Origin of the sequence: Mesorhizobium sp. LSJC269B00 (assembly GCF_000502815.1) — a bacterium.
Lineage (GTDB): Bacteria > Pseudomonadota > Alphaproteobacteria > Rhizobiales > Rhizobiaceae > Mesorhizobium.
On the sequence record NZ_AYVN01000017.1, the window covers coordinates 96,202 to 118,639 of the forward strand.

The window sequence follows — 22,438 nt, forward strand, 5'->3', positions numbered from 1 at the left end:
TCAAGGCCAGGAAGGGCTGGGGCTGGAGTAAGAATTGTTCCGGGCGCCGCGCATTCGTATGCCATTTGGAGTATTTCATGCCTGAGGTCATTTTCACCGGTCCGGCCGGCCGCCTGGAGGGCCGCTACCAGCCTTCCAAGGAGAAGAGCGCGCCGATTGCCATCGTGTTGCATCCGCATCCGCAATTCGGCGGCACGATGAACAACAAGATCGTCTATGACCTCTTCTACATGTTCCAGAAGCGCGATTTCACCACGCTTCGCTTCAACTTCCGCGGCATCGGCCGCAGCCAGGGCGAATTCGACCACGGCACCGGCGAATTGTCGGATGCCGCCGCAGCGCTCGACTGGGTGCAGTCGCTGCATCCGGATTCCAAGAGCTGCTGGGTGGCCGGTTATTCCTTCGGCTCCTGGATCGGCATGCAGCTTCTGATGCGCCGGCCCGAGATCGAGGGCTTCATCTCGATCGCGCCGCAGCCCAACACCTATGATTTCTCGTTCCTGGCGCCCTGCCCGTCATCGGGTCTGATCATCCATGGCGATGCCGACAAGGTGGCGCCGCCCAAGGATGTGCAGGGCCTGGTCGACAAGCTGCACACGCAAAAGGGCATCACCATCACGCAGAAGACCTTGCCAGGCGCCAACCACTTCTTCGCCAACGGCGCCGATCTGCTGCTCGAGGAATGCGCCGACTATCTCGACCGACGGCTGGCCGGCGAATTGTCCGATCCGCGGCCGAAGCGGCTGCGCTAAGAGCAATTCCAGGAAAAGTGTAAACGGGTTTTCCGTCCGGAATTGCGTCAAAACAAAAACTCCCGGTCCGATGCCGTCACAGTCGTGCCCATCATGGGCGCGACAATGCCATTTCGGCTGATCCAAACGGTGAAGCCCGCCTGACATGTGGCGCGGCTCGGCTGAACGGTGCACAATNCGATCATGTACCAGCCTCCCCATTTCCAGGAAACGCGGCCGGACGTCCTGCACGGGCTGATCCGGACGCATCCGCTGGGGTTGCTGATCTCCAACGGCACCGATGGCCCGGTCGCCAATGCCATTCCCTTCCTGCTTGATGCAGAGGTTGGGCCGAATGGCCGGCTGCGCGCCCATCTGGCCAGGGCCAACCCGCAATGGCGTCAGCTGGCCGACAATCCGACATCGCCGGTGCTGGTCGTCTTCCAGGGCGCCGACGCCTATGTGACGCCGTCCTGGTACGAGACCAAGCGCGAGACGGGCAAGGTCGTGCCGACCTGGAACTACGCCATTGTCCAGGTGCGAGGAACCGTCAGAGTGATCGAGGATTCCGCCTGGATCGCACAGCAGATCACCGAGCTGACGCTGTCGCAGGAAGGCGCCCGCGAGGCACCCTGGGCGGTGACCGATGCGCCGCCGACCTTCATCCAGTCGCAAATCAAGGGCATTGTCGGACTTGAGATCGAGATCGCCGAAATCAGCGGCAAGTGGAAAGTCAGCCAGAACCGGCCTGTCGCCGACCGCGTCGGTGTCGCCGAAGGGCTGGAGAAGGAAGCCGCCAGCGCGCCTGACATGGCTCGGCTGGTGCGGAGCTGGGGTGGCATCGACAGCTAGCTGGGGTGGTCTTAGATGGTTCCAAAGGCGTCAGCAATTCAGTTGCTTGCCGGCGCTGCTCCAATGCGGAAATTCGTCTTGTCTCGGCGCATCGTTTTGGTTTGGTTTGCGAGCCCGACGGAATAGGCGGAACGTAGTTTTTGCCACCGGCAACCCCGACGCCGTGTAGCGGAAGATACATCCCAGCCGGCCAAGCACCATCGCGCAGACGATGGCAACAGCACAGCCAAGGCCGAATCCGGCGACAGTGTCGCTCGGATAGTGCGCGCCGATAAAGATTCGGGTCGATGCGACCGACAAGGTTGCAGCCAGCAGCACCCATCTGCGCTGGGGCAACAACAGCAGCGCAATGCCGAAAATGACACCCATGGTCGTGGCATGGCCGGATGGGAAGCTGGCAAAGCGCGCCTCCATGGAAAAAGGATGCAGCGACAGATCGCCGAGCTTGTCGAAATTCATTGGCCTGGCTCTGCCCACGCCATATTTCAGCACGTTGACGACCATGGCCGAGAGTGCGATCGAACCCAGCACCATGAAAGCAAAGCAGGTCCAGTTGTAGAAGGTCATCCGCGCGCGCCGGGAAAGGCTGCGCCAATCCGTCAGATTCGCAGCAATCAGCACCAGTACCGACGGGACAAGATACCAGCCGCCTAGGCCGAAGAAGGTAAAAAACTCGGCGATGCGGAAGACATTGGTCGAGCCTGAAGCCCACTGCCTCGCCATGGTGCCCGCAAGATGGTCGAACCGGAGCGACACCGCGATCGTCAGCAAAAGCCAGGCCACGACCCAGACCGACCACAGGATTTTCGGGTAGCGCGCCGGGCGCGTCGCCAGGCGATGCCGTACAATCCCGAAAGTATCGCGGAAATTATCGACAGACTGCCGGAGCATGGCAGGCATAGCGGCACGCGCCGGTGATGGCGACTTCGTCAACATGCGGAGCTCGAAGCGATCATCGAAGAGATATCAGTTCGCCACACGGTACAGGCCGAGCGACAATTTATCACCTGACGAATAGTTGATGCCGTCGATTTCAGCGACGCGGCTGGCCTTCTTAGATCGGAAGAGCACACGTCTNGACGTGTGCTCTTCCGATCTATCGACATCGGTCAGTACCGTCTTTGTGCCCACCAGAAATACCAGGCTCGGTTCGTGATATTGCGCGGAGGCGAGCACGCTCATCTCACAGGGACGATCGGCGCGAACCGCAGCCTCGATTTCCCGGCTCATCCAAATCGGTTTCAGTGACGGCACGATGACACCGAACAGCAGGGCGTAGGTTATACCGGCGCAAACCGCAGCCCCGCCGATGCGGACCAGCGGCACCAGCTTCTGGCGCGAAACAGCGAGGTAGCCGGCGCCCAATGCTGCCGCGGCGGCCGGAACGCTCCACCATAAAAATGTCTTCATGAGATAGATCGGCGCACCGACGCAAAGCACGGCGANCCGCGGCGGCCGGAACGCTCCACCATAAAAATGTCTTCATGAGATAGATCGGCGCACCGACGCAAAGCACGGCGAGACCGACTGTCACCAGGACGGTGCCGAATGCGGTCGCCCACCACAGCCATGTCTGCCAGCGCCTGAGCGGCGCATTTGCCTCTTGCGGTGTCAGCGTCACAAGCCAGCCGATGAGCAGGGCCATGCCGGGATAGGCCGGCAGCACATAATGCGGCAGTTTCGTCGGGATCAATTCGAAGACTAGCCAGAACGGAATGTACCAGGCGAGGCAGAAACGCAGGCGCGGATCGTCGCGCAATCGGTTGAGCGCCTGCAGTCCGGCGCCGAGCGCCACAAGGCCGAACGGCCACATGAACAGGCAATAGGTCAGCACGTAGAAGCCCGGCGGAACGCCGTGCGACTCCTCGCCTTGCGCGACCTTGCCGAGCATATCCTTGCCGACGGCCTGCTGCAGGAAGGCGCCGTTGCTCTTCCAGGTGATAAGGGCGAGCCAGGGCAGCACGATGAGCAGAACCAGAGCCAGCCCTCGCGCCGCTTTCAGCTTTGCCAGCCAGCACCAATCGCGCTCGAAGGCAACCAGCGTGAGCACCGTCAGCGCCGACAGCAGCGGTGCAATCGGCCCCTTGATGAGGATCGCCGCCCCCTGCGCCGCCCAGAAAATCCACGGCAGATGGCCGGCGACCGGCTCGTCGCGGCGCGATGCCAGATAAATCTGCGCCAGCGCGCCTTGCGCCAGAACGCAGCAGGCAAGCAGCATCGCGTCGGTCTTGGCGTCGCGGCCTTCGAAGGCGGTGGCGAAAATCGCCGCCATGACCAGGCCGGCGGCAAGACCGGCATTGGCGCCGAACAGATTGGCCCCGGTCCAGGCGATTGCGACGACGGCGATGGCGATGCCCAGCGCCGAGACCAGCCGGTAAATCCAGATCGGCGCCTGTGCCCCCTGGCCGCTCAGCGTCACCGCCGCCGATTGCAGCCAGTAGATGCCGATCGGCTTTTGGTAGCGCGACGCGTCCTGGAAGCGGATGTCGACATAGTCGCCGGTCTCCGTCATCTGCTTGGTCGCCTGGACGAAGCGCGGCTCGTCGCGGTCGAGCGGCGGCAAAGAGGCCAGTCCCGACGCCGTCATCATCAGGCTGAACAGGAAGAGAAAGATGTAGTTCCTGCTCATTTCGACACCGGACAGACTGAATTTGGCGGGACTGGTGGCTCAGTCGACCTTGGTCATCGCCGCCTTGCGCTCATTGGCGATGAGCCATAAATTTCTGACATAGATCACCATGCCCATGGCCTGGCCGGCGATGAACACCGGATCCTCACGCTGGATGGCGTAGACGAGCAGCAGCCCGCCGCCGAACAGCGAGAAGAACCAGAAAGCGATCGGCACGACGCTGCGCTTGGCCTTTTCCGAAGCGATCCACTGCACCAGGAAGCGCATGGTGAAGAAGAACTGGGCAACGAAGCCGAGCAGAACCCAGGCGTCGAACTGCTTGACGAAAACCTGGTGCAGCCAGGTCGCCAATTCCTGAAACACGTTAGCCATGCGTGATTTCCTCTACCTTTGGCATTCTGCGGCGCCGGCGCCGAAGCCACCAGACGCCGGCGAGATCGAGCGCGCCCTGCAGGCCGCGATCGAAGATGCCGTAATTCGACTTGCCGTGGCGGCGCGAGCGGTCGACGACGTCGCAATGGACGACGCGGTAGCCTTCCTGGATGACCAGGGCCGGAACGAAACGATGCGTGCCGTCGAAGAAGGGCAGTTTGCGCAGGATATCGGTGTGGATCGCCTTCAGGCCGCAGCCGGTGTCGCGGGTGTCGTCATGCAGGATCGCGCCGCGCAGCCAGTTGGCGAAACGCGATGCCAATTGCTTGATCTTGCTGTCGCGGCGCTTCAACCGCTGCCCCTGCGCGGCGCCGAAATCGGGCCCTGCCCGACGCAGCGCATCGACCAGCACGGGGATATATTGCGGGTCGTTCTGGCCGTCGCCGTCGATGGTGGCGATTATCGAGCCGCGCGCCGCCCAGGCGCCCGAGCGCACCGAAAGCGACTGGCCGGCGGATTTTTCGTGCCGAAGCTGCCGAAGCGGAAACGGACGTTTGGCGGCTTCAGCGGCAAGCACCGAAGCGGTGTCGTCAGTCGAACCGTCATTGACAACGATGATTTCGAAGTCGCGCCCGGTCATCGCCGCCTCGATCTCGTCGATCAGCAGCGGCAGGTTCGCCGCCTCGTTGCGGCAGGGAATGACGATGGATATCAATGCGTCCGGCATATCGCGTCGGGCTCTGTCACAAGATATGGCATTCGGTGGATGCCGTGCGGTGCCGTTCCAGCGGATCGAACCCGTTGGCGCGGCGCCTCATTACGCCAGCCGACAGGATGAAGCAAGCATGCGCGGCAGTGCAGAATAGGCTGTCCATGCCGGCGCAAAATCGGAAACCACTTTTGCTTGACGCGCTTGGATGCTAAACGCCCGCGTTCAGGCCATGCCGGGCCGTTCGGACCCGGCGCTTTCAGGAAGAAACAATGCCCGCCTTCAAGTCCGAATTCCTGCGCGTCATGAGCGAGCGCGGCTTCATCCACCAGATTTCGGATGAGACCGGGCTGGATCAACTTTTCGCGAAGGAAACCGTGACTGCCTATGTCGGCTACGACGCCACGGCGACCAGCCTGCACATCGGCAATCTGATATCGGCGACCATGCTCTACTGGATGCAGGAGACCGGCCACCGGCCGATCGCACTGATGGGCGGCGGCACCTCGATGATCGGCGACCCGTCCTTCCGTGACGACCAGCGCAGCCTTTTGACGCCCGAGGCGATCGCCACCAACATCGAGGGCATCAAGCGAATTTTTGGCCGCATCCTGCGCTTCGGCGACACTGGCAACGACGCCATCATGGTCAACAATGCCGACTGGCTGATGAAGCTCAACTATGTCGAGTTCCTGCGCGATGTCGGCCGCCACTTTTCGGTCAACCGGATGCTGACCTTCGACAGCGTCAGGCTGCGGCTCGAGCGCGAACAGTCGCTGTCCTTCCTCGAATTCAACTACATGATCCTGCAAGGCTATGATTTCGTCGAGCTCAGCCGCCGCCACGACTGCCGGCTGCAGATGGGCGGTTCGGACCAGTGGGGCAACATCATCAACGGCGTCGATCTCGGCCACCGCATGGGCACGCCGCAGCTTTATGCGCTGACCACGCCGCTGCTGACGACATCGTCGGGCGCCAAGATGGGCAAATCGGCCAAGGGCGCGGTGTGGCTGAACGGCGACCTCTTCTCGCCCTATGATTTCTGGCAATACTGGCGCAACACCGAGGATGCCGACGTCGAGCGCTTCCTGAAGATCTTCACCCGGCTGCCGCTTTCGGAGATCGCGCGGTTGGCCGCCCTTGGCGGCTCGGAGATCAACGAGGCCAAGAAGGTGCTGGCCACAGAAACCACGGCCATCGTGCACGGCCGCGAGGCGGCGCTCGCGGCCGAGGAAACCGCGCGCAAGACGTTCGAGGAAGGCGTGACGGCCGAAACCCTGCCGAGCGTCGAGGTGGATGGCGCAGCGCTGGAAGCTGGCATCGGCATCCTGTCGCTGCTGGTCACCGCGGGCCTTGCCGGGTCGAACGGCGAGGCGCGCCGGCATATCCAGGGCGGCGCCGTGCGCCTCAACGACCAGCCGGTGGCGGACGACCGGCGGATGGTGACGCCTCAGGATTTGAGTCCGGAAAACGTCGCAAAGCTTTCAGTGGGCAAGAAAAAGCACGTGCTTGTGCGGCCTGCCTGAGCCGTCTTCTGGGATCCTCAGCGATACTCGAAGATCGACCGGAAAATGCCCGGCGCGATTACCGATAGCGGGTTGATGTCCAGCACCGGCTTGTTGGCGTTGCCCTTAAGCCGGTAGGTGACGCCGATCAGGCCTCGGTCGCGGCCGTTGCCGAGCAGAACGCCGACCAACGGCAACTCGCCGAAGATGCGGTTGAGGCCATAGGCCGGCATGAAGGTTCCGGTCATGTCCATATTGTTGTTCTGGTCGTAGAGCGTGCCTTGGAAGGTGGTGCCGATGCGCGGGCCGCGCAGCACGCCATTCGCCAATTTCAAATAGCCCGACCCCTTGTCGATCTCGGTAAAGCCGCGCTCGAACTTTACCCGCGAAGTGTCGATCTTGCCCTTGACCGCTTCGTTCAGGCTGCGGCTGTCGCCGGCTGGCGTAGTCGATACGATGGACGCAAGCTTCGGTTCATTGACGATGAAGAAGTTGCTCGAATCGACCTGTCCCCGCATCGGGCCGTCGGCTGCGCCGCTGAGCGCCAGCGTGATCGATCCGCCTTCCATATGCTCGTAGATGTTGAGGAAGCGCAATATGGCGCCTGCGTCGGCCGACTTCATGGTGAGCGCGCGAGCACCATTGCCTGCCGTATTGCTGATGGTGATGGCGGCGCCGGAACTTGCCGCGGCGCTGACCTTGAGCCTGTTCACCCTGGAGCCGGCGGCACTGTAGTCGAGCTTCAAATTGGACAGGACCTCGTCATGGAACCCGCTTAGCGAATTGACGTCGGCGCTAACCGAAACCGCGTCCGTGCCGGTGGTTTTGGTGGCGGTATCGACATCGGAGGTGAACTGCTTGATCAGCGAGCGGGCATCGAGCGCGTTGCCGCTGACATCGACTGCGAAGCCCTTGCCCGACCGCTTCACCGTCACGGCGACATCGTCGCCCCGGTTCAAGGCGACTTTGCTGAAGCGGGCCGAAGACAGCGCGCCCTTGACCAGGACGACATCGCCTTCGACCGAAAAGCTCTTTCCGTCGAGGTCGAAGTCAGACAGCGTCGTGGTATCGCCGGACTTGCTCATGGTAAAAGTGGCATTGGCGGCAATGCCCGGCCCCTTGCTCCAGCCTGCCCAGGGAATGTCCAGCCTGGCGCTCGTCAGGTCAACGTCGACGTTCTGGCTGCCGCCTTCGCCGCTCTTGTCGATTGCCACCTTGATGGTGCCGGAAATCAGCGGCGACAGGCCAGGCATGGCGATGGCGCGCGTCTTGTCGTCGAGCACAAGCGCCACCTTGCGGCTGCGCGGCGGCCCGCCATCCCTGAGCGGCTCAACCAGATCGAGCTCGGCTGGAATGCCGTTCAGCCGCGCCTTGGCAGAGATCACCGCCTTGCCGGGCCCGACTTCGATCGAGCCGTCGGCATCGGTCACCATCTGGCCTTCGAACGGCTTGGCGAGCGACAGGTCCTTGTAGTCGAGCGATACCAGCCAATCGAGCTTCGACGTGTCGACGCCGGATTGCAACGGAATGTCGGCCTTGACGTGGCCGGTCACCGTGCCCGACAGGTCGTCCGGCAAGATGCCGACATGGCGCATGGCGTTGATCGGTTCGTAGGAGGCAAGTTCGGCGATGGCCGGCGCCTCGCCGGCGACGTCGATGTCGAGCGCGCCGATCACCGGCGGGTGGTTTGCCGCCTTTACCGACAGTGTGCCATTGCTTGCCGCCACGGTGCGGCCGCTCGGCATATAGACGCTGCCCGACGACAGCGCGACGTCGACATCGTTGCCGTGGAAGGAAACGACGCCGACGGCATCGCGTATCGGCGGGATGCGGCCGGCGGTGTCGAAACGCGAGCCCTCGACCTGGAAGCGGCCGAACACCTCGTCGGCCGAAAGCGGCACGCCGTTGCCGAGACGCCCCGGCACGACCTGGAACTGCAGGCTGGCATCGACGACGCGGCCGCCAAACAGGTTCTGCAGCACCCACAGCCGCGCGTTCTTGGCCGAGAACCAGGGCCACAATTGCTTGACGTGCGAGACCGCCATGTCGTGGACGTTGAGCGACACCGAGATACCCGGCGGTCCGTTGTCGATGAAGGAAACCGCAGCGGTTCCCAGCACTTCGCTCCCCGATCCCGACCTGATGCCGATCTGGTCGGCGACAAGCTTGCGGCTCTTGATCTGATAGACGCCGGCGATGCGGGCGAAGAAATTCAGCGCCGGCTCGGGCGATTCCGAAGGCGCCAGCGTCGAGCCGTCGCTGGTCAGGTCGTAACGATAGGAAGGCTCCTCGCCGGCCGCGCCGGTCGACGGCTTTGGCCCGATCGAGCCGGCGAAATTGAACGCCGAGCGCCCGGTCTTTAGAACCAGCCTGCCGACATCGATCTTGTTGGAGCCGGAGACAAGGGCGGCGTCGACATCGACATCGGCCGGCAACAGCCCGCGTGTGCCGAGGTCGAGCACCGAGCCGGTTAGCGACAGCGAGCCCGTCAGCCGCGAATCGGTCTCGCCCGAGCCTTCGGATCCCGTGAGCTTCAAAGCCATCGCGCCGGTTCGCCCGCCGGCCGCCGGCGTTGTCTCCGCGACATCCGCCATGTCGATGGCGGCGTTCAAGGCGGTAACGCGCATCGAGCTCGTATCGCGGGTGGCGGTGGCCGTGACGGTGAGCGCGCGGCCATCGACATCCGCCTCGGACGAGAACTCCATGCTGCCGGGGCCTGACTGCAGCACCGTGGCGTTGGCGATCGTGACCAGCTTGACCGATCCGGCCTCGGGCAGCTCGAACGCGACATTTTTGAGATCGATGCGGCGCATCGAATCCTCGCGCACGGCATCGAGTGCACGATTGACGTCACTGAAGACGACGGCGGCCAGTTTTTCCGGATCGATGAGACCGTCTTGATTGCGCAGGCGCGCTATCCAGTCACCACCCGACGGCATTGCCGCGGTGACGATATGGGCGTCGGAAATCCTGGCGCTGGTCAGCCGAACCTCGCCCGAAAGCAGCGGGACCAGCCGGATGCCGAAGCGGACGCGCCCGGCATCGGCCATCGGCTTGCCGTCGGCCGTCTCGACGCTGACATCCTTGACCTGCAGCGCAATGAAGCTCGATCCGTCAAGTGTCAGGCTGGCAGGACCGACGGCGACTTTGACGTCGAAACCGGCCAGTTTCTCGATCGCCGTTTCGGCTTCCAACCGCAGCCGTTCGCTGCCGATGCCGGTGGCGCCGATGACGTAGACGGCGGCCGCCGCCAGCAGCACAAGGGCTCCAATGCCGGCAAACAGCCGGGCAAGGATGCGAAAGCCGCGGCCGATCCGTGCCTTGCCGAGCGGCGGCACGCGGCAAGCGGACGGGAAAGCCCCCAGGTCGGTGATCTCGTCACGCCTGAACCGGATTTTCTCGTGCTGCGGTTCTTCCTGATCCACGCAATTTTCCGTTGTGCGAATTCGATCGTGGACGAATCCCCGCCCGACACTATAACGACGCAGGCTAGAGCATGATGCCGAAAAGTGTGAGGCGGTTTTCTCGGACAAACGGTTTCCGTTTGTCCAGACATCATGCTCTGTCTCTTTGATTTAGGGCCGCGTAACCTCAAACAAGGGCATCGATATGGCTGATCTCGACGTTGGCGACGTTGCGCCGCAATTCGATCTTCCGCGCGACGGCGGCGGCTCGATCAGCCTTGCCTCGATGCGGGGGAAGCCCGTTGTACTTTATTTCTATCCGCAGGACGACACCACAAGTTGTACCAATGAGGCGATCAGCTTTTCGCAGCTGAAGCCGGAGTTCGAAAAGGCCGGCGCCGTGGTGATCGGCCTGTCGCCGGACAGCGTGAAGAAGCACGACAAGTTCAAAACCAAATACGATCTCACCGTCGGCCTGGTTGCCGACGAGGAGCGCAAGGTGATCGAGGCTTACAATCTGTGGGTCGAAAAGACGATGTATGGCCGCAACTATATGGGCGTCGAGCGGGCGACGTTCCTGATCGGCAAGGACGGGCGGATCGCCGGGATCTGGCGCAAGGTCCGGGTGAAAGGCCATGCCGAAGCAGTGCTGGAGGCGGTCCGCGCGCTCTGAGGCGCCACCGATCTGGCCAACGCCGCGCAGTGCATTGGGGCATAAGACATATGCGGGTGGCTGACCGTTGGTCACTAGCGCGCCCGCGACGGCAAAACTTTGTTAACCCTAATAATGTGTAATCGGGCTTCGTTGGTGTAACGAAAGCTTGGTCCCGTGAACCTAACCGGTCAGTCAGCGGTCTTCGGCAGGCGCAAGGAGCCGCATACGGTCATCATTGCGCGGGGCAATGAAATACGGCATTTCACCATCCGGCCGTGGCTCGTCGCCTTTCTCGGCTCGGCACTGGCGGCGATCGCCATCGGCTATCTCTTGGCGACCTCCTATCTCGTACTGCGCGACGATCTGATCGGCGCCACCACGGCCCGGCAGGCGCGCATGCAGCAGGCCTATGAAGATCGCATTTCCGCATTGCGCGCGCAGGTCGACCGCATCACCAGCCGCCAGCTTCTCGACCAAAAACTGATGGAAACCAAGGTCAGCGAATTGATCGAGCGGCAGAGCCAGCTCAGCCAGCGCCATGGCCGCCTCGGCCCGATTCTCGAGCGGGCCGAAAACGAAGTCGGGACGCCGCCAACCGCTGATGCCGCAGCGACAACAAAACCCGACGAACATGCCGAACTGACTGGCGGCGAGCCACTCGCCTATTCGGTCGCCAGCCTTGGTTCGGGCGACACCAGGCCATTCTCGCTGTGGTCGACACGTTCCGATCCGCTGCCCAGCGAAACGGCTGCGGACCGCGCCGACAAATTGTTCGTCTCGATCAATGATTCACTGAAGGCTATCGAGAGCCAGCAACTCACCCGCATCGAAACCCTGGCCGACAACGCCTACAAGAACGCCGATGCCATCACCCAGGCGCTGGAAGCGGCCGGTCTGCCGGTCGACAGCGATTTCGGCAAAAACGAAAGCGATGTCGGCGGACCGCTGATCCCGCTTGACAGCTCGATGATGTTCGACAGCAAGGTCAAGGAACTGGACGAGGCGCTGGATACGCTCGACCAGTTGAAGAAAGAGGCGCGGCGGCTGCCGCTCGCCAACCCGGCGCCGGGCCACTCCGTCACCAGCCCGTTCGGCGTACGCACTGACCCCATCCTCGGCACCGCTGCCCTGCACTCGGGCATGGATTTCCGCGCGCCGGTCGGCATGGCAGCCAAGGTCACGGCGGCCGGAATCGTTACCAAGGCCGGCTGGAACGGCGGCTATGGCCGCATGGTCGAGGTCGATCACGGCAACGGCTTTGCCACGCGCTACGGCCATCTGAGCGAGATCGACGTTGCCGTCGGCCAAAAACTCGCAGCCGGCGACATCATTGGCAAAACCGGCAGCAGCGGCCGTTCGACCGGCCCGCACCTGCACTACGAGGTCCGCCACAATGGCGAGGCCATCGACCCGCTGCGCTTCCTGACCGTCGGCAAGAAGGTCGAGCAGTATCTGTAGGGTCAAGCCAGGCGGCTGGTTGCACGCCCCCGCCTCCTTCACCCGTTGTACCATCCTGTTGTTTGGCAATCCGACATCGCGTGCTCCGGCGTCGTGATCGTTGACTCACGCCCTGCGGCGTGAAGTTTCTGCAAGCTGGAAACCCTCTGAGGCACGCGCCCAGAAGTGTTTTGGAGCCTGCGGCTGCCGCGCGCTTTGCCGATGCTGTTCTCATCGCTGAGGATTGCCTCGGCCACCGCCGTGATCGGCGCCATTGTCGGCGAATGGATCGGCTCCGACCAAGGACTTGGCGTGCTGATCATCCAGGCGTCCTTCAACTACCAGTCGGACCGCCTCTACGCGGCGATCGTGCTGTCATCGGGCCTGTCGATCGTCCTGTTTTGTCTTGTGGTGCTGATCGAGCGCCGGACGATCCAATATTGAGCAGATGCGTCAGGCGGGTCGCGGTGGCGTCCGTCGTGGCTGACCGGTCAGGATTTGACATGGATGTCTCGCGGGAATTTGGTTAGCGTCTCATGGCCGGTCTCGGTCACCAGAATGGTCTCGCTGATCTCGATGCCCCAGCCATCCATCCACATGCCAAGAATGGAGTGCACGACATTGCCGGGTTGCAGCGCGGTCTTGTCGCCGGGCCGCAGGCTGATCGTGTGCTCGCCCCAATCCGGGGGATAGGCGGCGCCAATGGAGTAGCCGATGCGCGATTCCTTCTTCAGCCCGTAGCGCTGGATAACCTTGCGCCATGCGGCCTCGACCGCTTCGGCTGTGGTCCCCGGCCTGACCGCGTCGAGCACCGCATCCATGCCTTCGATCACCGCCTTTGCGGTGTCGGCGACACGGGCCGGCGTCTTGCCGAGCTGCATCGTTCGGGCTAGGCCGGCGGCATAGCGGCGGCAGACACCGGCAAGTTCGAGCGCAATCGTTTCGTCCTTGCCGAAGCGCCGATCGCTCCACATGATGTGCGGAGCCGATGCATTCTCGCCGCCGAGGATGGTCGGCGGCAGTGCCGTGATGTCGCCGGCGAAGTCTGGACTGCCGGCAATCTGCGCCGCCTGGATCGCGGCAATCGCATCGCATTCGCGCACGCCTGGCGCGATGACTTCGAAGGCCCGCGAAACCGCCGATTCGGCAAGTGTCGACGCCTTGCGCAGATAAGCAATTTCGGGCGCGGATTTGACGGCGCGGATCCAGTTCACCAGCAGATCGGCGTCGTGCCATTTCGCATTGGGCAGGCCGGCGACGAGCCGGGCATGCGCCTTCGGCGAGAAATAATAGGCTTCGAGCTCGATGCCGATATGTCTCGCGCCCCAGCCCTTGGCGACGATGCAGGCCGCTATCCAGTCCATCGGATGGCGATCGGCGCGCTGCACGTGGTCCTCGGGGAAGCCGACCACATTCTCCGGCTTCATCCAGGCCGTCAGCAAGCCGCCTGCCGCATCCATGGCGCGGCCGATCCAGACCGGCTCGGCCTCGTTTTCGATCGGGACAAGCACGATCTGCGGCGTGTAGAACGACCAGCCGTCATAGCCGGTGATGTAATGCTGGTTGGCGACATCGTTGACGACCAGCAGTTCCAGCCCACGCGCCGCCATCTCGGCGCGGATCTTCTTGAGCCGCCGCTGGTACTCATCGCGCGCAAAAGGCAATTCGATCATCGGTTTTCCTGCTGGATCACTGGTCGGGCGAGCCCCGCGCCCGCCTGACGTCATTCACCATTGCGGTGGTTTCAGCCCGGCTGCAATCGGCCAGCGCGGCGCATGGGACAGGTCCTGCACCGCGTCTGGGAACCATTCCGAATTATTTTTGAATTCCATTTGACTGAATAAATTGCCTGTGCAAGTCTTAGCCTTCCTAAAGGGCGCGGGACATGGCACTGCGGGGAACCAATCAGGAGTTCGGGCGGCCCTACAACCGGCGCATCGTGCTGGAGTCCATCCGCCTGCACGGCCCCATCGCCCGCGGCGACATTGCCAGCCGGGTCGGCCTCACCGTCCAGACCGTATCGACCATCGTTCGCGAGCTCGAAGAGCATGGCTATCTGTTGTCGCTGCGCGAAGAGCCGCGCGGCCGCGGATTGCCGCCGGCGACGCTCAGGATCAACCCCGAGGGCGGCTATGCCGTCGGGGTCCACCTCACCCCGATGGGCATCGACGCGGCGCTGATCAACCTCAGCGGCGATGTCATCGAGAGCACACACCGCGAGGCGCCGCATGCCACGCCCGACCATGCCTTCGAGCTGATCGGCGCGATGGTGCCGGAATTGACCGCGCTGCGGCCCGGCGGCCGCGTGCTTGGCATCGGCATGGCACTGCCCGGGCCGTTCGGCGTGGAATCGATGAGCTTCGTCGGCCCGACGACCATGGCCGGCTGGAAGGATGTCGCGCTGCCGGAACGGCTGGCGGCGTCGACCGGGCTGCCGGCCTTCTTCGAGACCGACATGGCGGCGGCGGCCATGGGCGAACGGCTTTACGGTCTCGGCTCCGGTTATTCCGAATACTACTACCTCTATTTCGGCGTCGGCCTCGGCGGCGTCATCGTCCATGACGGCGCGGTGATGCGCGGCGCCTGGGGCAATGCCGGCGAAATCGGACACATCCCTGCCGTTCCCGGCGGCGAACCTTGTCCATGCGGCAACAGCGGCTGCCTCGAACGGTATCTCTCGCTCGAAGCACGTCGCCGCCGCAACGTCAGCGACGCCGCCTGGGTGGCCGAGATCGCGCCGATCTTCCGCAACGCCATCGTCACCATCGAGAATGTGTTCGACCCCGAAACCGTCATCCTCGGCGGGCTTGCGCCCACCGAGCTGCTGGAAAAGCTGGTCGGCGCGGCGGGACAGCTTCCCAATTCGGTCTCGGCGCGGCGCGACCGCAAGACACCGCGCGTGACCGTGGCGACCGGCGGCAAGCATTCGGTGCTGCGGGGCGCTGCTGCATTGGCCGTTTCGGGCGTGCTGTCGCCGCGCTTCGGCCAGATGTTCATTGCCGAGCGCGAGCGCCGGTCAGACCTCATGCACAGCAAGGGAGTGGCGGCATGACCGAACCGCTGCTGGTACTCGAAAACGTCACCAAGAATTACGGCGCCATTCATGCGCTGAAGGGCATCAGCTTCTCGATCGGCAAGGGCGAAGTCGTGGCGCTGCTCGGCGACAACGGCGCCGGCAAGTCGACACTGGTCAAGATCATCGCCGGCGGCCTCGAGCCGAGCTCCGGCCGCATGCTGTTCGAGGGCAAGGAATTCCTGGCGAAAACGCCGGCCGAGGCCAAGGCTGCCGGCATCGAGACCGTCTACCAGGACCTGTCGCTCTGCACCAATGTCGACGTCGTCGCCAATTTCTTCATGGGCCGCGAAATCACCCGCAAGGTTCTCGGTGTCCCCATCCTCGACGAGCGCGCCATGGAGGCCGTGGTCGGCAAGGCGCTGGCAAGTGCCGGCACCCGCATCCCGTCGCTGCGCACCAATGTCGAGCATCTCTCGGGCGGCCAACGCCAGGCCATCGAGCTCAACCGCTTCGTGCACTGGGGCGGCAAGCTGGTGCTGCTTGACGAGCCGTTCGCGGCACTCGGCGTCGAGCAGACCAGGCGCGGTCTCGAGATGATCCGCCAGGTGGCCAACCAGGGCATCGGCGTCGTCATCATCACCCACATCATGCAACAGGCTTTCCAGGTCGCCGACCGGATCGTGGTGATCCGGCAAGGCGTCGTGGCCGGCGATGTCGCACGCAACAAAACAAGTCCCGATGCGGTGATCAACATGATCACCGGTGAGACGCTTGCCGGTGCCGGACCGGCAGGTTGAGGGACAAAAGAGGGGTCCGGTATAAAAGAGGAGCGAACGACATGAAGCGAATACTGGTTCTTGTCTTCGGTATCCTGGCACTGGCTCTTGCCTCGCTCACGCCGGCAATGTCCCAGACCAAGGGCACCGTCTATTACATGGTCCCGACCCTGCTCGATGAATTCCAGACCGGCTCGGTGAGCGCGCTGGAGCTGTTCCTCAAGCAGGTCGGCTATGAGGTGAAAACACTCAACGCCGACAACAAGACCGACGCGCAGCAATCGCAGATGAACGACGTCATTGCGCTGAAGCCGGCGGCGATCATCCTGGCCGCCGTCGATTTCAACGCGCTGAAGCCGTCCATCGAAGCGGCGCGTGCGGCCGGCATCCCGGTGGTCGAGTTCGACCGCCAGATCACCTCGACCCCGTCCGATTTTACCTCGGTGGCGGGCACGGTCGAGATCGGCTACGTCGCCGCCGAGCAGGCGCAAAAGCTTCTGACCGCCAAGAACGGTTCTGTGAAGGGCAAGATCCTGCAGGTGCTCGGCGATCCCGGCGATCCCTACACGCTCGACATCCAGAAGGGTTTCGAGGAGAAGTTGAAGGCGTTTCCTGACGTCAAGATCATCTCGCTGCCGGCCATGCAATGGGAAGCCAGCAACGCCGGCACGATCGTTGCCGACCAGATGCTCGCCAACCCCGACATCGACCTGATCTTCAGCCATGCCGCGCACCTGTCGGTCGCAGCCGTCGCCTCGCTCGAGGCCGCCGGCAAGAAGCCGGGCGACGTCATGCTGATGAGCTCGAACGGCGCTCCGGTCGGTCTCGACCTGATCCGCAAGGGCTGGCTCAATGTCGAAGTCGAGCAGCCGCTCTACGCGCAGGCCGCGGCCGTAGCGATGTTCATGGACAAGATCGCCGGCAAGCAGGAAATCAAGCCTGGCGAGTATGACGTGCTCGGCTTGAAGTCGACCGTGACCAAGGAGAGCTGGGGCCCCAACATCAAGATCCCGGGCGCCGCCATCACCAAGGAAAACGTCGACAATCCGGCCTTCTGGGGCAACCAGAAGCCGCCGACGGACACGATCAAGTCTGTCGAATAGTCGCCTAGCGAAGCGCTCCGGGCCATTGCGGCCCGGAGCCTGCCCATTCACGACGCCGCGTCCCAGGACACCGTGGCGAACCTAAACCCGCGCCTGAACCCGACGAAATCGAGTTGATTTCTCAGCCTGATTTTCTCGGGGGCGCCAACCGGATCAGCCCATGAACCCGCGCAGCCGCAAAGCCCTGGAGTTCGTCCTCGACAACCTCGTCTGGTTCATGCTGATCTTTGTGCTGGTTGTCTTTTCCGTCTTCGTCCCCAACTACTTCCAGCTCGGCATCTTCGCCAACATCATCGAGGCCTCGAGCGTTCTCGGCGTGATGTCGATCGGCCTGTCGCTGGTCATCATTGCCGGCCATATGGACCTGTCGGTGGAATCGGTGGCCGCACTCAGCGCCATGGCGGTCGGCATCCTGTTCTGCTCATCGGGCATCGGCATGGGCATACAGCTCAATCCGCAATGGCTGATGGTTCCGGTTTCGCTGCTGGTTGCGCTGGCCGTCGGCGGCCTCATCGGCGCCTTCAACGGCTATCTCGTGGTCAAGGTGAAGATGAGCGCCTTTATCATTACGCTGGCGTCCTACATCTGGGTGCGCGGCCTGGTGCTGGTGATTTCCGGCGGCCGCTCGGCACAGGATCTGGCGCCGGCCATCCGCTGGTTCGGCATCCAGCGAATGGCCGGCCTGCCGCTGACCGCCTGGATCGCCGTCGCCTGTTTCGTCCTGTTCTCGCTGATCATGGCCAAGACGCCGTTCGGCCGCCACCTCGTGATGATCGGCGGCAACGAGACCGCGACCTTCCGCGCCGGCATTCGCGTCAACCGCAATCTGATCATCGCCTTCGTACTTGCCGGCGCCATTGCCGGCCTCGCCGGCTGGCTGCTCGCCATCCGCACCTCGGGCGCCACCGCCAATCTCGGCACCGGGCTGTTGTTCAACGCCTTTGCCGCGGTCGTCATCGGCGGCGTCAGCCTGAAAGGCGGTGTCGGCACCTTGCCCGGCGTCTATGCCGGCGTGCTGCTGCTCTCCTCCATCAACACGGCAATCAACCTGATGGGCCTGCCGGCCAATTTCACCCAGGTGATCCATGGCCTGCTGGTGCTCGCCGCCGTGCTGCTCGACGCCTTCAAGCAAACCATTCGCCAAAGACTCGCATGACAGGACAGCTCACATGACCGGACGGCTGCAAGACAAGGTCGCGCTTATCGTCGGCAGCGCGCGCGGCATCGGCAAGGGCATTGCGCTGCGCTTTGCCGAGGAAGGCGCAAGGCTGGTCCTGGCCGACAGCGAGGCCGAAGCCGGCCAGGCGACCGCGGACGAGCTCGGCGCGGATTTCATTCGCACCGACATCTCGCAAATGGCCGATGCAGAAGCTGCGGTGGCGCTGGCGCTGAGCCGCCATGGCCGCCTCGACATCGTCGTGCAGAATGCCGGCATCTATCCCTGGCAGCTGATCGAAAACACCAGCCCGGACGACTGGGACCGGGTGATGGCGGTCAATCTGCGCGGCACGTTCAACGCCACGCTGGCGGCGCTGGCGCCGATGAAGGTGCAAGGTTACGGGCGCATGCTCTACACCTCGTCGATCACCGGTCCGCACGTCACCAGCCCCGGCCACGGCCACTATGCCGCCAGCAAGGCCGGCATCAACGGCTTCATCCGCTCGGCGGCGCTGGAATTTTCGGGCTACGGCATCACCGTCAACGGCGTCGAGCCCGGCAACATCCTGACCGAAGCGATCGAGCTGCATCGCGGCGCCGCCTACATCAAGAACATGGAGGATTCGATCCCGCTCGGACGCCTCGGCAGTCCGCGCGACGTCGCCAACGCCTTCCTGTTCCTCGCCTCCGACGATGCCAGCTACATCACCGGCACCACCATCGTCGTCGACGGCGGCCAGTTGCTCCCCGAAGGCAAGGATTTCCGGCTGCTGCCGCCGTGATCAGCCGGATTTCTTGTACAGCAGCAACTCAGGCCGGTACTCGAAGTGCATGGTGTCGTAGTGATACCAGCGCCCGCCCCAGATGAAGCCGTTTTTCTCGAACAATTCCACGATTTCCAGCGGAATCCGGTTCTTGAAGGGAATGTGGGCCTTCGGGTTGGTTTTGTTCCTGTTGTTGTACCAATAGTCGGAGAAGCCGACATTGATATCGAAGGCCGCTCCGAACGAGTGAACGCTCAACCGGTCGGTGCCGGCGATCGGCCGCCAGACAAAGCCGCCGCCGGGCTTGAGCCCGTAACGGCTCAGCTCCGCGGGCATCGCCTCAAGCGCAGCGGAGACCTTGCCCAGCTGGTCGTTGATGCCGAAAATCCTGGTGACCTGCACGGTCTTCTTGCCGAGCTTCGGCAACCATTTGACGTTGGCGATGTGCTTGCCCACCTCGGCGGCACTTGCCCCGTAGAGCTTCTCGAAGAAAGGTTCATTGCGGATACGGCCGGGATCGAAATCCTCCGCCGGGACAAGCGCGCCCTCGGCTGCTCTGGGATAGACGTAGCGAAACATGTCTTCGATGTCGGGGCTCTCAAGCAGCGCGTCGGCGTCGCGCTGCTTGCCGTCGTTCCACACCATGGTGGTGCCGTCGGTCCAGGTCAGGACATTGCCCGAAATGGTGAAAAGGCCGGGATAGGCCTTGAGCAAGGCTGCCTTGGCGGCGGGCTGGTCGACGCCGTCGCCCACATTCCCCGCATAGGCGAAGCGCCCAATACCAGAGATTGCCAATGCCAATAGCAGCTGTAACATCAGCCGCCGTGGATGGTCGATCATTGTGCTGCCTCCGCGAGGGCTTTCATTCATCGTGCATTTAACAAGGCAGCTGTACCATGCTGGTCGAATCGAACGGGAGACAAAATCATGTCAAAAACCTTCACTGCTTTGATCCGGATGACGTTTACATTCATTTGCCTGGTCGGCCTGGCCTCGTCAGTTTCTATCCTTTTCCCCGCCACCGCGTCGGCCCAGCGCATGCAGAAATGCGCCGATGAAGGCGGCACGTGCCGCCTGCCCTACCCCTCGGAAGTGGTCTACGGCGCGCGCGGCCAGACCACCTCCCGCTTCTTCGATCGTCGTTCCGTGCCTTGCTCGAATCGCGTCTTCGGCGACCCGGCGCCCGGGCGCGACAAGGCCTGCTATATTGCGAGGCGCGATAGCGGTAATGATTATGGTGACAACGACGACGACAATTACGGCAATGATGACAATTACGGCGATAATGATTACGGCCAGGGCCGCGGCAGATGGGTGGCCTGCGCCTCGGAGGGGCGGTTCTGCGAGTTCCGTGGCCGCAAAGTGGTGAGATACGGGGCGCGTGGCCAGTACGTCCAGGGCGTATTCAGGAACGGCGTCACATGCAGCGTCGACGCCTTTGGCGAGGATCCCATCCGCCGCGTGAAGAAGAACTGCTACGTCAAGCGATAGACTAGCGCGCCAGGAAAGAACGGCGGGTGCGGCTCATTGCGGCCGCGCCTGGCATTCGGGATATGCGGGCCGGATATGGTGGGCGATGACGGGCTCGAACCGCAAACATCTTCGCTGAGAACGCTATCGTCAACTCGACCGCTGTGAACCCTTATCGCGGCACGGTGACACGGCACCTACGCCGATATCGAAGCCGTATGCGAACAACGTCGACAAGTACACGCTTGCCCGCATCTGCGAGCCGAAACAGGAAGAAGTGGCGGAGCCGATCGTCGCGGGCGTGGGTCGAACTTGCTCTGCAGCTGCCATCCAGACGGAAGACATTTGTGTATATTCCGCTTTGGCGACGCGCCGTAATGGCCTCTTGTACTTAGTCCACCGTGCGACGCGAAGGGCCGGTGCATGTGTCCTCTGGCGAGACATGAAACGGACTGCACCCGCAGTAATGGCCAGTCCATCGCCAGACTAGCTGCGAGGTCACCGCTCATGCTATTTTGGGGCCTTCTCGTTGATGTGGGAAGAGGCAGGCCTTGCTTGGCGACGTATTCATCAACTACCGACGGCAGACCGATTCCGGCGTGGCGGGCCGCGTCTACGATAATCTGAACCGCGCGCTTCCTGATGCGTCCATCTTCATGGACGTCGACAAGCTCAACCCCGGCGATGACTTTGAGGTGGCGCTTGCCCGCAGTTTGGCCAGCTGCAAAATCATGCTGGCGATCGTGGGGCCGCAGTGGGCCGCGCTTACCGATGAGCAGGGCCAGGTTCGGCTGGAGTCCCCCGACGACTTCGTGCGCAAGGAGATCCGTACGGCACTCCAGGCTGGGGTGCGCGTCATCCCCGTGCTCGTCAACGGCGCCAGCATGCCAAAGAAAAGCGCCTTGCCACCCGATCTGCAGGACCTGACCAAGCGTCAAGCCATGGAGGTCCGCCACGAGCGCTTCAACGACGATATGGCGGCGATTGCGTCGGCGATAGCGAAGCCAGCGGCGCGGCGGCCGAGGCTCTGGCTGCTGCACGGGCTGGTCGCGATGATCGCGCTCGGCATCGGCGGGACAACGGTGGCGTTGTGGCCGAGGCCCTCCCCTTTGCCTTTGCCGTCGCCTATCGAGCCCGCAGCGATCGAGGCCAAAGGGTGCAAGGAAGGATTCGTCTGGCGATCGGCGATCTTCGGCGACAGCGTGTGCGTGAGTCCTGCCGACTACGGCGAGGTGCAGGCGCAGAATGCCAATGCCCGCAACAATCGTTCGCCGACCGGCGGACCTTACGGCGACAGCACCTGCCGCGACGGCTACGTCTGGCGTGAAGCGTTCGAGAGCGACTTGGTCTGCGTCACCCCTTTCGAACGCGACAAGGCCAGGAAGCAGAATGCCGACAACGCATACAACCGGATATGAGACCGTAACTCCGGGCAAGCACCGATTTATCAAGAAATTGAGTGGTGGGCGATGACGGGCTCGAACCGCCGACATCTTCGGTGTAAACGAAGCGCTCTACCAACTGAGCTAATCGCCCGCTCCGGCCGGACCTTTAAGCGGTCGCAACCGGCTTCGCAAGGCCAAATGAACAGCTGCGAGCTTAGCCGCACAGTGGTTTTCGCGGGCAAAGTGCCGCCCGTCAAAAAACCTTCTCCTGTTTGCGTTTATGCTGTCCAGCTGCGCTTGACACCCGGTGGCGAACCCCTTATCCACCGCCCCAACGACGAACACGGCTGACACGTGCTCGTCCAATGCGCGGGTGTAGCTCAGTTGGTTAGAGTGCCGGCCTGTCACGCCGGAGGTCGCGGGTTCGAGCCCCGTCACTCGCGCCATTAATTTCAAGGGGTTAGCTACCGCC

At 63.0% G+C, this 22,438-nt stretch carries 19 protein-coding genes, 2 tRNA genes and 1 pseudogene; 14 read left to right on the plus strand and 8 right to left on the minus strand.

Annotated elements, in window-relative coordinates:
- Nucleotides 1-77 precede the first annotated feature (77 nt).
- Nucleotides 78-752, plus strand: a complete 675-nt coding sequence (locus X771_RS138085; protein WP_023690213.1) for an alpha/beta hydrolase — start codon at nt 78-80, stop codon at nt 750-752.
- Nucleotides 753-935: 183 nt separating this feature from the next.
- A complete protein-coding gene (locus tag X771_RS138080; protein ID WP_023690215.1) occupies nt 936-1,583 on the plus strand; it encodes an FMN-binding negative transcriptional regulator in 648 nt (215 codons plus the stop codon).
- Nucleotides 1,584-1,613: 30 nt separating this feature from the next.
- Here X771_RS138080 and X771_RS138075 read toward each other — a convergent pair whose 3' ends face one another.
- The 4 genes from X771_RS138075 to X771_RS138065 all read right to left on the minus strand — a co-directional run bounded on the left by X771_RS138075 (nt 1,614) and on the right by X771_RS138065 (nt 5,311).
- Nucleotides 1,614-2,366 carry a phosphatase PAP2 family protein gene (locus X771_RS138075; protein WP_245262790.1) on the minus strand — a complete coding sequence of 251 codons (753 nt, stop codon included), beginning with the start codon at nt 2,364-2,366 and terminating at the stop codon, nt 1,614-1,616.
- Nucleotides 2,367-2,766: 400 nt separating this feature from the next.
- Entirely contained in the window at nt 2,767-4,212 is a 1,446-nt protein-coding gene (locus X771_RS1000000166030) for a glycosyltransferase family 39 protein (protein ID WP_245262792.1), read from the minus strand.
- A 39-nt stretch (nt 4,213-4,251) separates the two neighbouring features.
- On the minus strand, nt 4,252-4,584 hold the full coding sequence (locus X771_RS138070; protein WP_023669132.1) for a lipid-A-disaccharide synthase N-terminal domain-containing protein: 333 nt from the start codon (nt 4,582-4,584) through the stop codon (nt 4,252-4,254).
- Entirely contained in the window at nt 4,577-5,311 is a 735-nt protein-coding gene (locus tag X771_RS138065) for a glycosyltransferase family 2 protein (RefSeq protein ID WP_023690217.1), read from the minus strand. Before X771_RS138065 ends, X771_RS138070 begins: the two co-directional genes overlap by 8 nt.
- Before the next feature lie 254 nt (nt 5,312-5,565).
- On the opposite strand from X771_RS138065, the gene tyrS reads away from it, so the two are divergent.
- Nucleotides 5,566-6,819 (plus strand): tyrosine--tRNA ligase, encoded by a 1,254-nt coding sequence (gene tyrS / locus X771_RS138060; RefSeq protein ID WP_023690219.1) that lies wholly within the window; start codon nt 5,566-5,568, stop codon nt 6,817-6,819.
- Between the two features lie 17 nt (nt 6,820-6,836).
- Here tyrS and X771_RS138055 read toward each other — a convergent pair whose 3' ends face one another.
- The gene (locus X771_RS138055; protein ID WP_023690220.1) at nt 6,837-10,223 is read right to left on the minus strand and encodes a DUF3971 domain-containing protein; all 3,387 of its coding nucleotides are present in this window, start codon (nt 10,221-10,223) and stop codon (nt 6,837-6,839) included.
- A gap of 184 nt (nt 10,224-10,407) precedes the next feature.
- Here X771_RS138055 and X771_RS138050 point away from each other — a divergent pair, with 184 nt between their 5' ends.
- The 3 genes and pseudogenes from X771_RS138050 to X771_RS138040 all read left to right on the plus strand — a co-directional run.
- Nucleotides 10,408-10,875: a peroxiredoxin gene (locus tag X771_RS138050; protein WP_023669136.1), complete on the plus strand. Its 468-nt coding sequence runs from the start codon at nt 10,408-10,410 to the stop codon at nt 10,873-10,875.
- A 156-nt stretch (nt 10,876-11,031) separates the two neighbouring features.
- Nucleotides 11,032-12,315 (plus strand): M23 family metallopeptidase, encoded by a 1,284-nt coding sequence (locus X771_RS138045; protein ID WP_023690221.1) that lies wholly within the window; start codon nt 11,032-11,034, stop codon nt 12,313-12,315.
- Nucleotides 12,316-12,477: 162 nt separating this feature from the next.
- Nucleotides 12,478-12,738, plus strand: a pseudogene (locus X771_RS138040) (ABC transporter permease subunit); the annotation flags it as partial.
- A 47-nt stretch (nt 12,739-12,785) separates the two neighbouring features.
- On the opposite strand, the gene X771_RS138035 reads toward X771_RS138040, so the two are convergent.
- On the minus strand, nt 12,786-13,967 hold the full coding sequence (locus tag X771_RS138035; protein WP_023690222.1) for a M24 family metallopeptidase: 1,182 nt from the start codon (nt 13,965-13,967) through the stop codon (nt 12,786-12,788).
- Between the two features lie 212 nt (nt 13,968-14,179).
- Between X771_RS138035 and X771_RS138030 the strand changes: the two genes are divergently transcribed.
- From X771_RS138030 to X771_RS138010, 5 genes are all read left to right on the plus strand, one after another.
- Nucleotides 14,180-15,346 carry an ROK family transcriptional regulator gene (locus X771_RS138030; protein ID WP_023690224.1) on the plus strand — a complete coding sequence of 389 codons (1,167 nt, stop codon included), beginning with the start codon at nt 14,180-14,182 and terminating at the stop codon, nt 15,344-15,346.
- A complete protein-coding gene (locus X771_RS138025) occupies nt 15,343-16,107 on the plus strand; it encodes an ATP-binding cassette domain-containing protein (protein WP_023690225.1) in 765 nt (254 codons plus the stop codon). The genes X771_RS138030 and X771_RS138025 overlap by 4 nt, the downstream gene beginning before the upstream one ends.
- A 41-nt stretch (nt 16,108-16,148) precedes the next feature.
- The gene (locus tag X771_RS138020) at nt 16,149-17,189 is read left to right on the plus strand and encodes a sugar ABC transporter substrate-binding protein (RefSeq protein WP_023684845.1); all 1,041 of its coding nucleotides are present in this window, start codon (nt 16,149-16,151) and stop codon (nt 17,187-17,189) included.
- A gap of 160 nt (nt 17,190-17,349) precedes the next feature.
- Complete coding sequence (locus X771_RS138015) at nt 17,350-18,345, plus strand: ABC transporter permease (RefSeq protein WP_023690226.1); 996 nt, start codon at nt 17,350-17,352, stop codon at nt 18,343-18,345.
- 13 nt (nt 18,346-18,358) lie between these two features.
- Nucleotides 18,359-19,129: an SDR family oxidoreductase gene (locus X771_RS138010; RefSeq protein ID WP_023690227.1), complete on the plus strand. Its 771-nt coding sequence runs from the start codon at nt 18,359-18,361 to the stop codon at nt 19,127-19,129.
- Here X771_RS138010 and X771_RS138005 read toward each other — a convergent pair whose 3' ends face one another.
- A complete protein-coding gene (locus X771_RS138005) occupies nt 19,130-19,951 on the minus strand; it encodes a M15 family metallopeptidase (RefSeq protein WP_198025862.1) in 822 nt (273 codons plus the stop codon).
- 87 nt (nt 19,952-20,038) lie between these two features.
- On the opposite strand from X771_RS138005, the gene X771_RS138000 reads away from it, so the two are divergent.
- Together X771_RS138000 and X771_RS1000000166035 are read left to right on the plus strand one after the other, a co-directional pair.
- Nucleotides 20,039-20,602, plus strand: coding sequence for a hypothetical protein (locus X771_RS138000; RefSeq protein ID WP_031203220.1), 564 nt, complete (start codon nt 20,039-20,041; stop codon nt 20,600-20,602).
- Nucleotides 20,603-21,132: 530 nt separating this feature from the next.
- Entirely contained in the window at nt 21,133-21,999 is an 867-nt protein-coding gene (locus tag X771_RS1000000166035) for a toll/interleukin-1 receptor domain-containing protein (protein WP_023690230.1), read from the plus strand.
- Nucleotides 22,000-22,041: 42 nt separating this feature from the next.
- Here X771_RS1000000166035 and X771_RS137995 read toward each other — a convergent pair.
- Nucleotides 22,042-22,117 (minus strand) — tRNA-Val (locus X771_RS137995).
- Nucleotides 22,118-22,335: 218 nt separating this feature from the next.
- On the opposite strand from X771_RS137995, the gene X771_RS137990 reads away from it, so the two are divergent.
- Nucleotides 22,336-22,412: transfer RNA gene (locus X771_RS137990), tRNA-Asp, on the plus strand.
- The last annotated feature ends 26 nt before the right edge of the window (nt 22,413-22,438 follow it).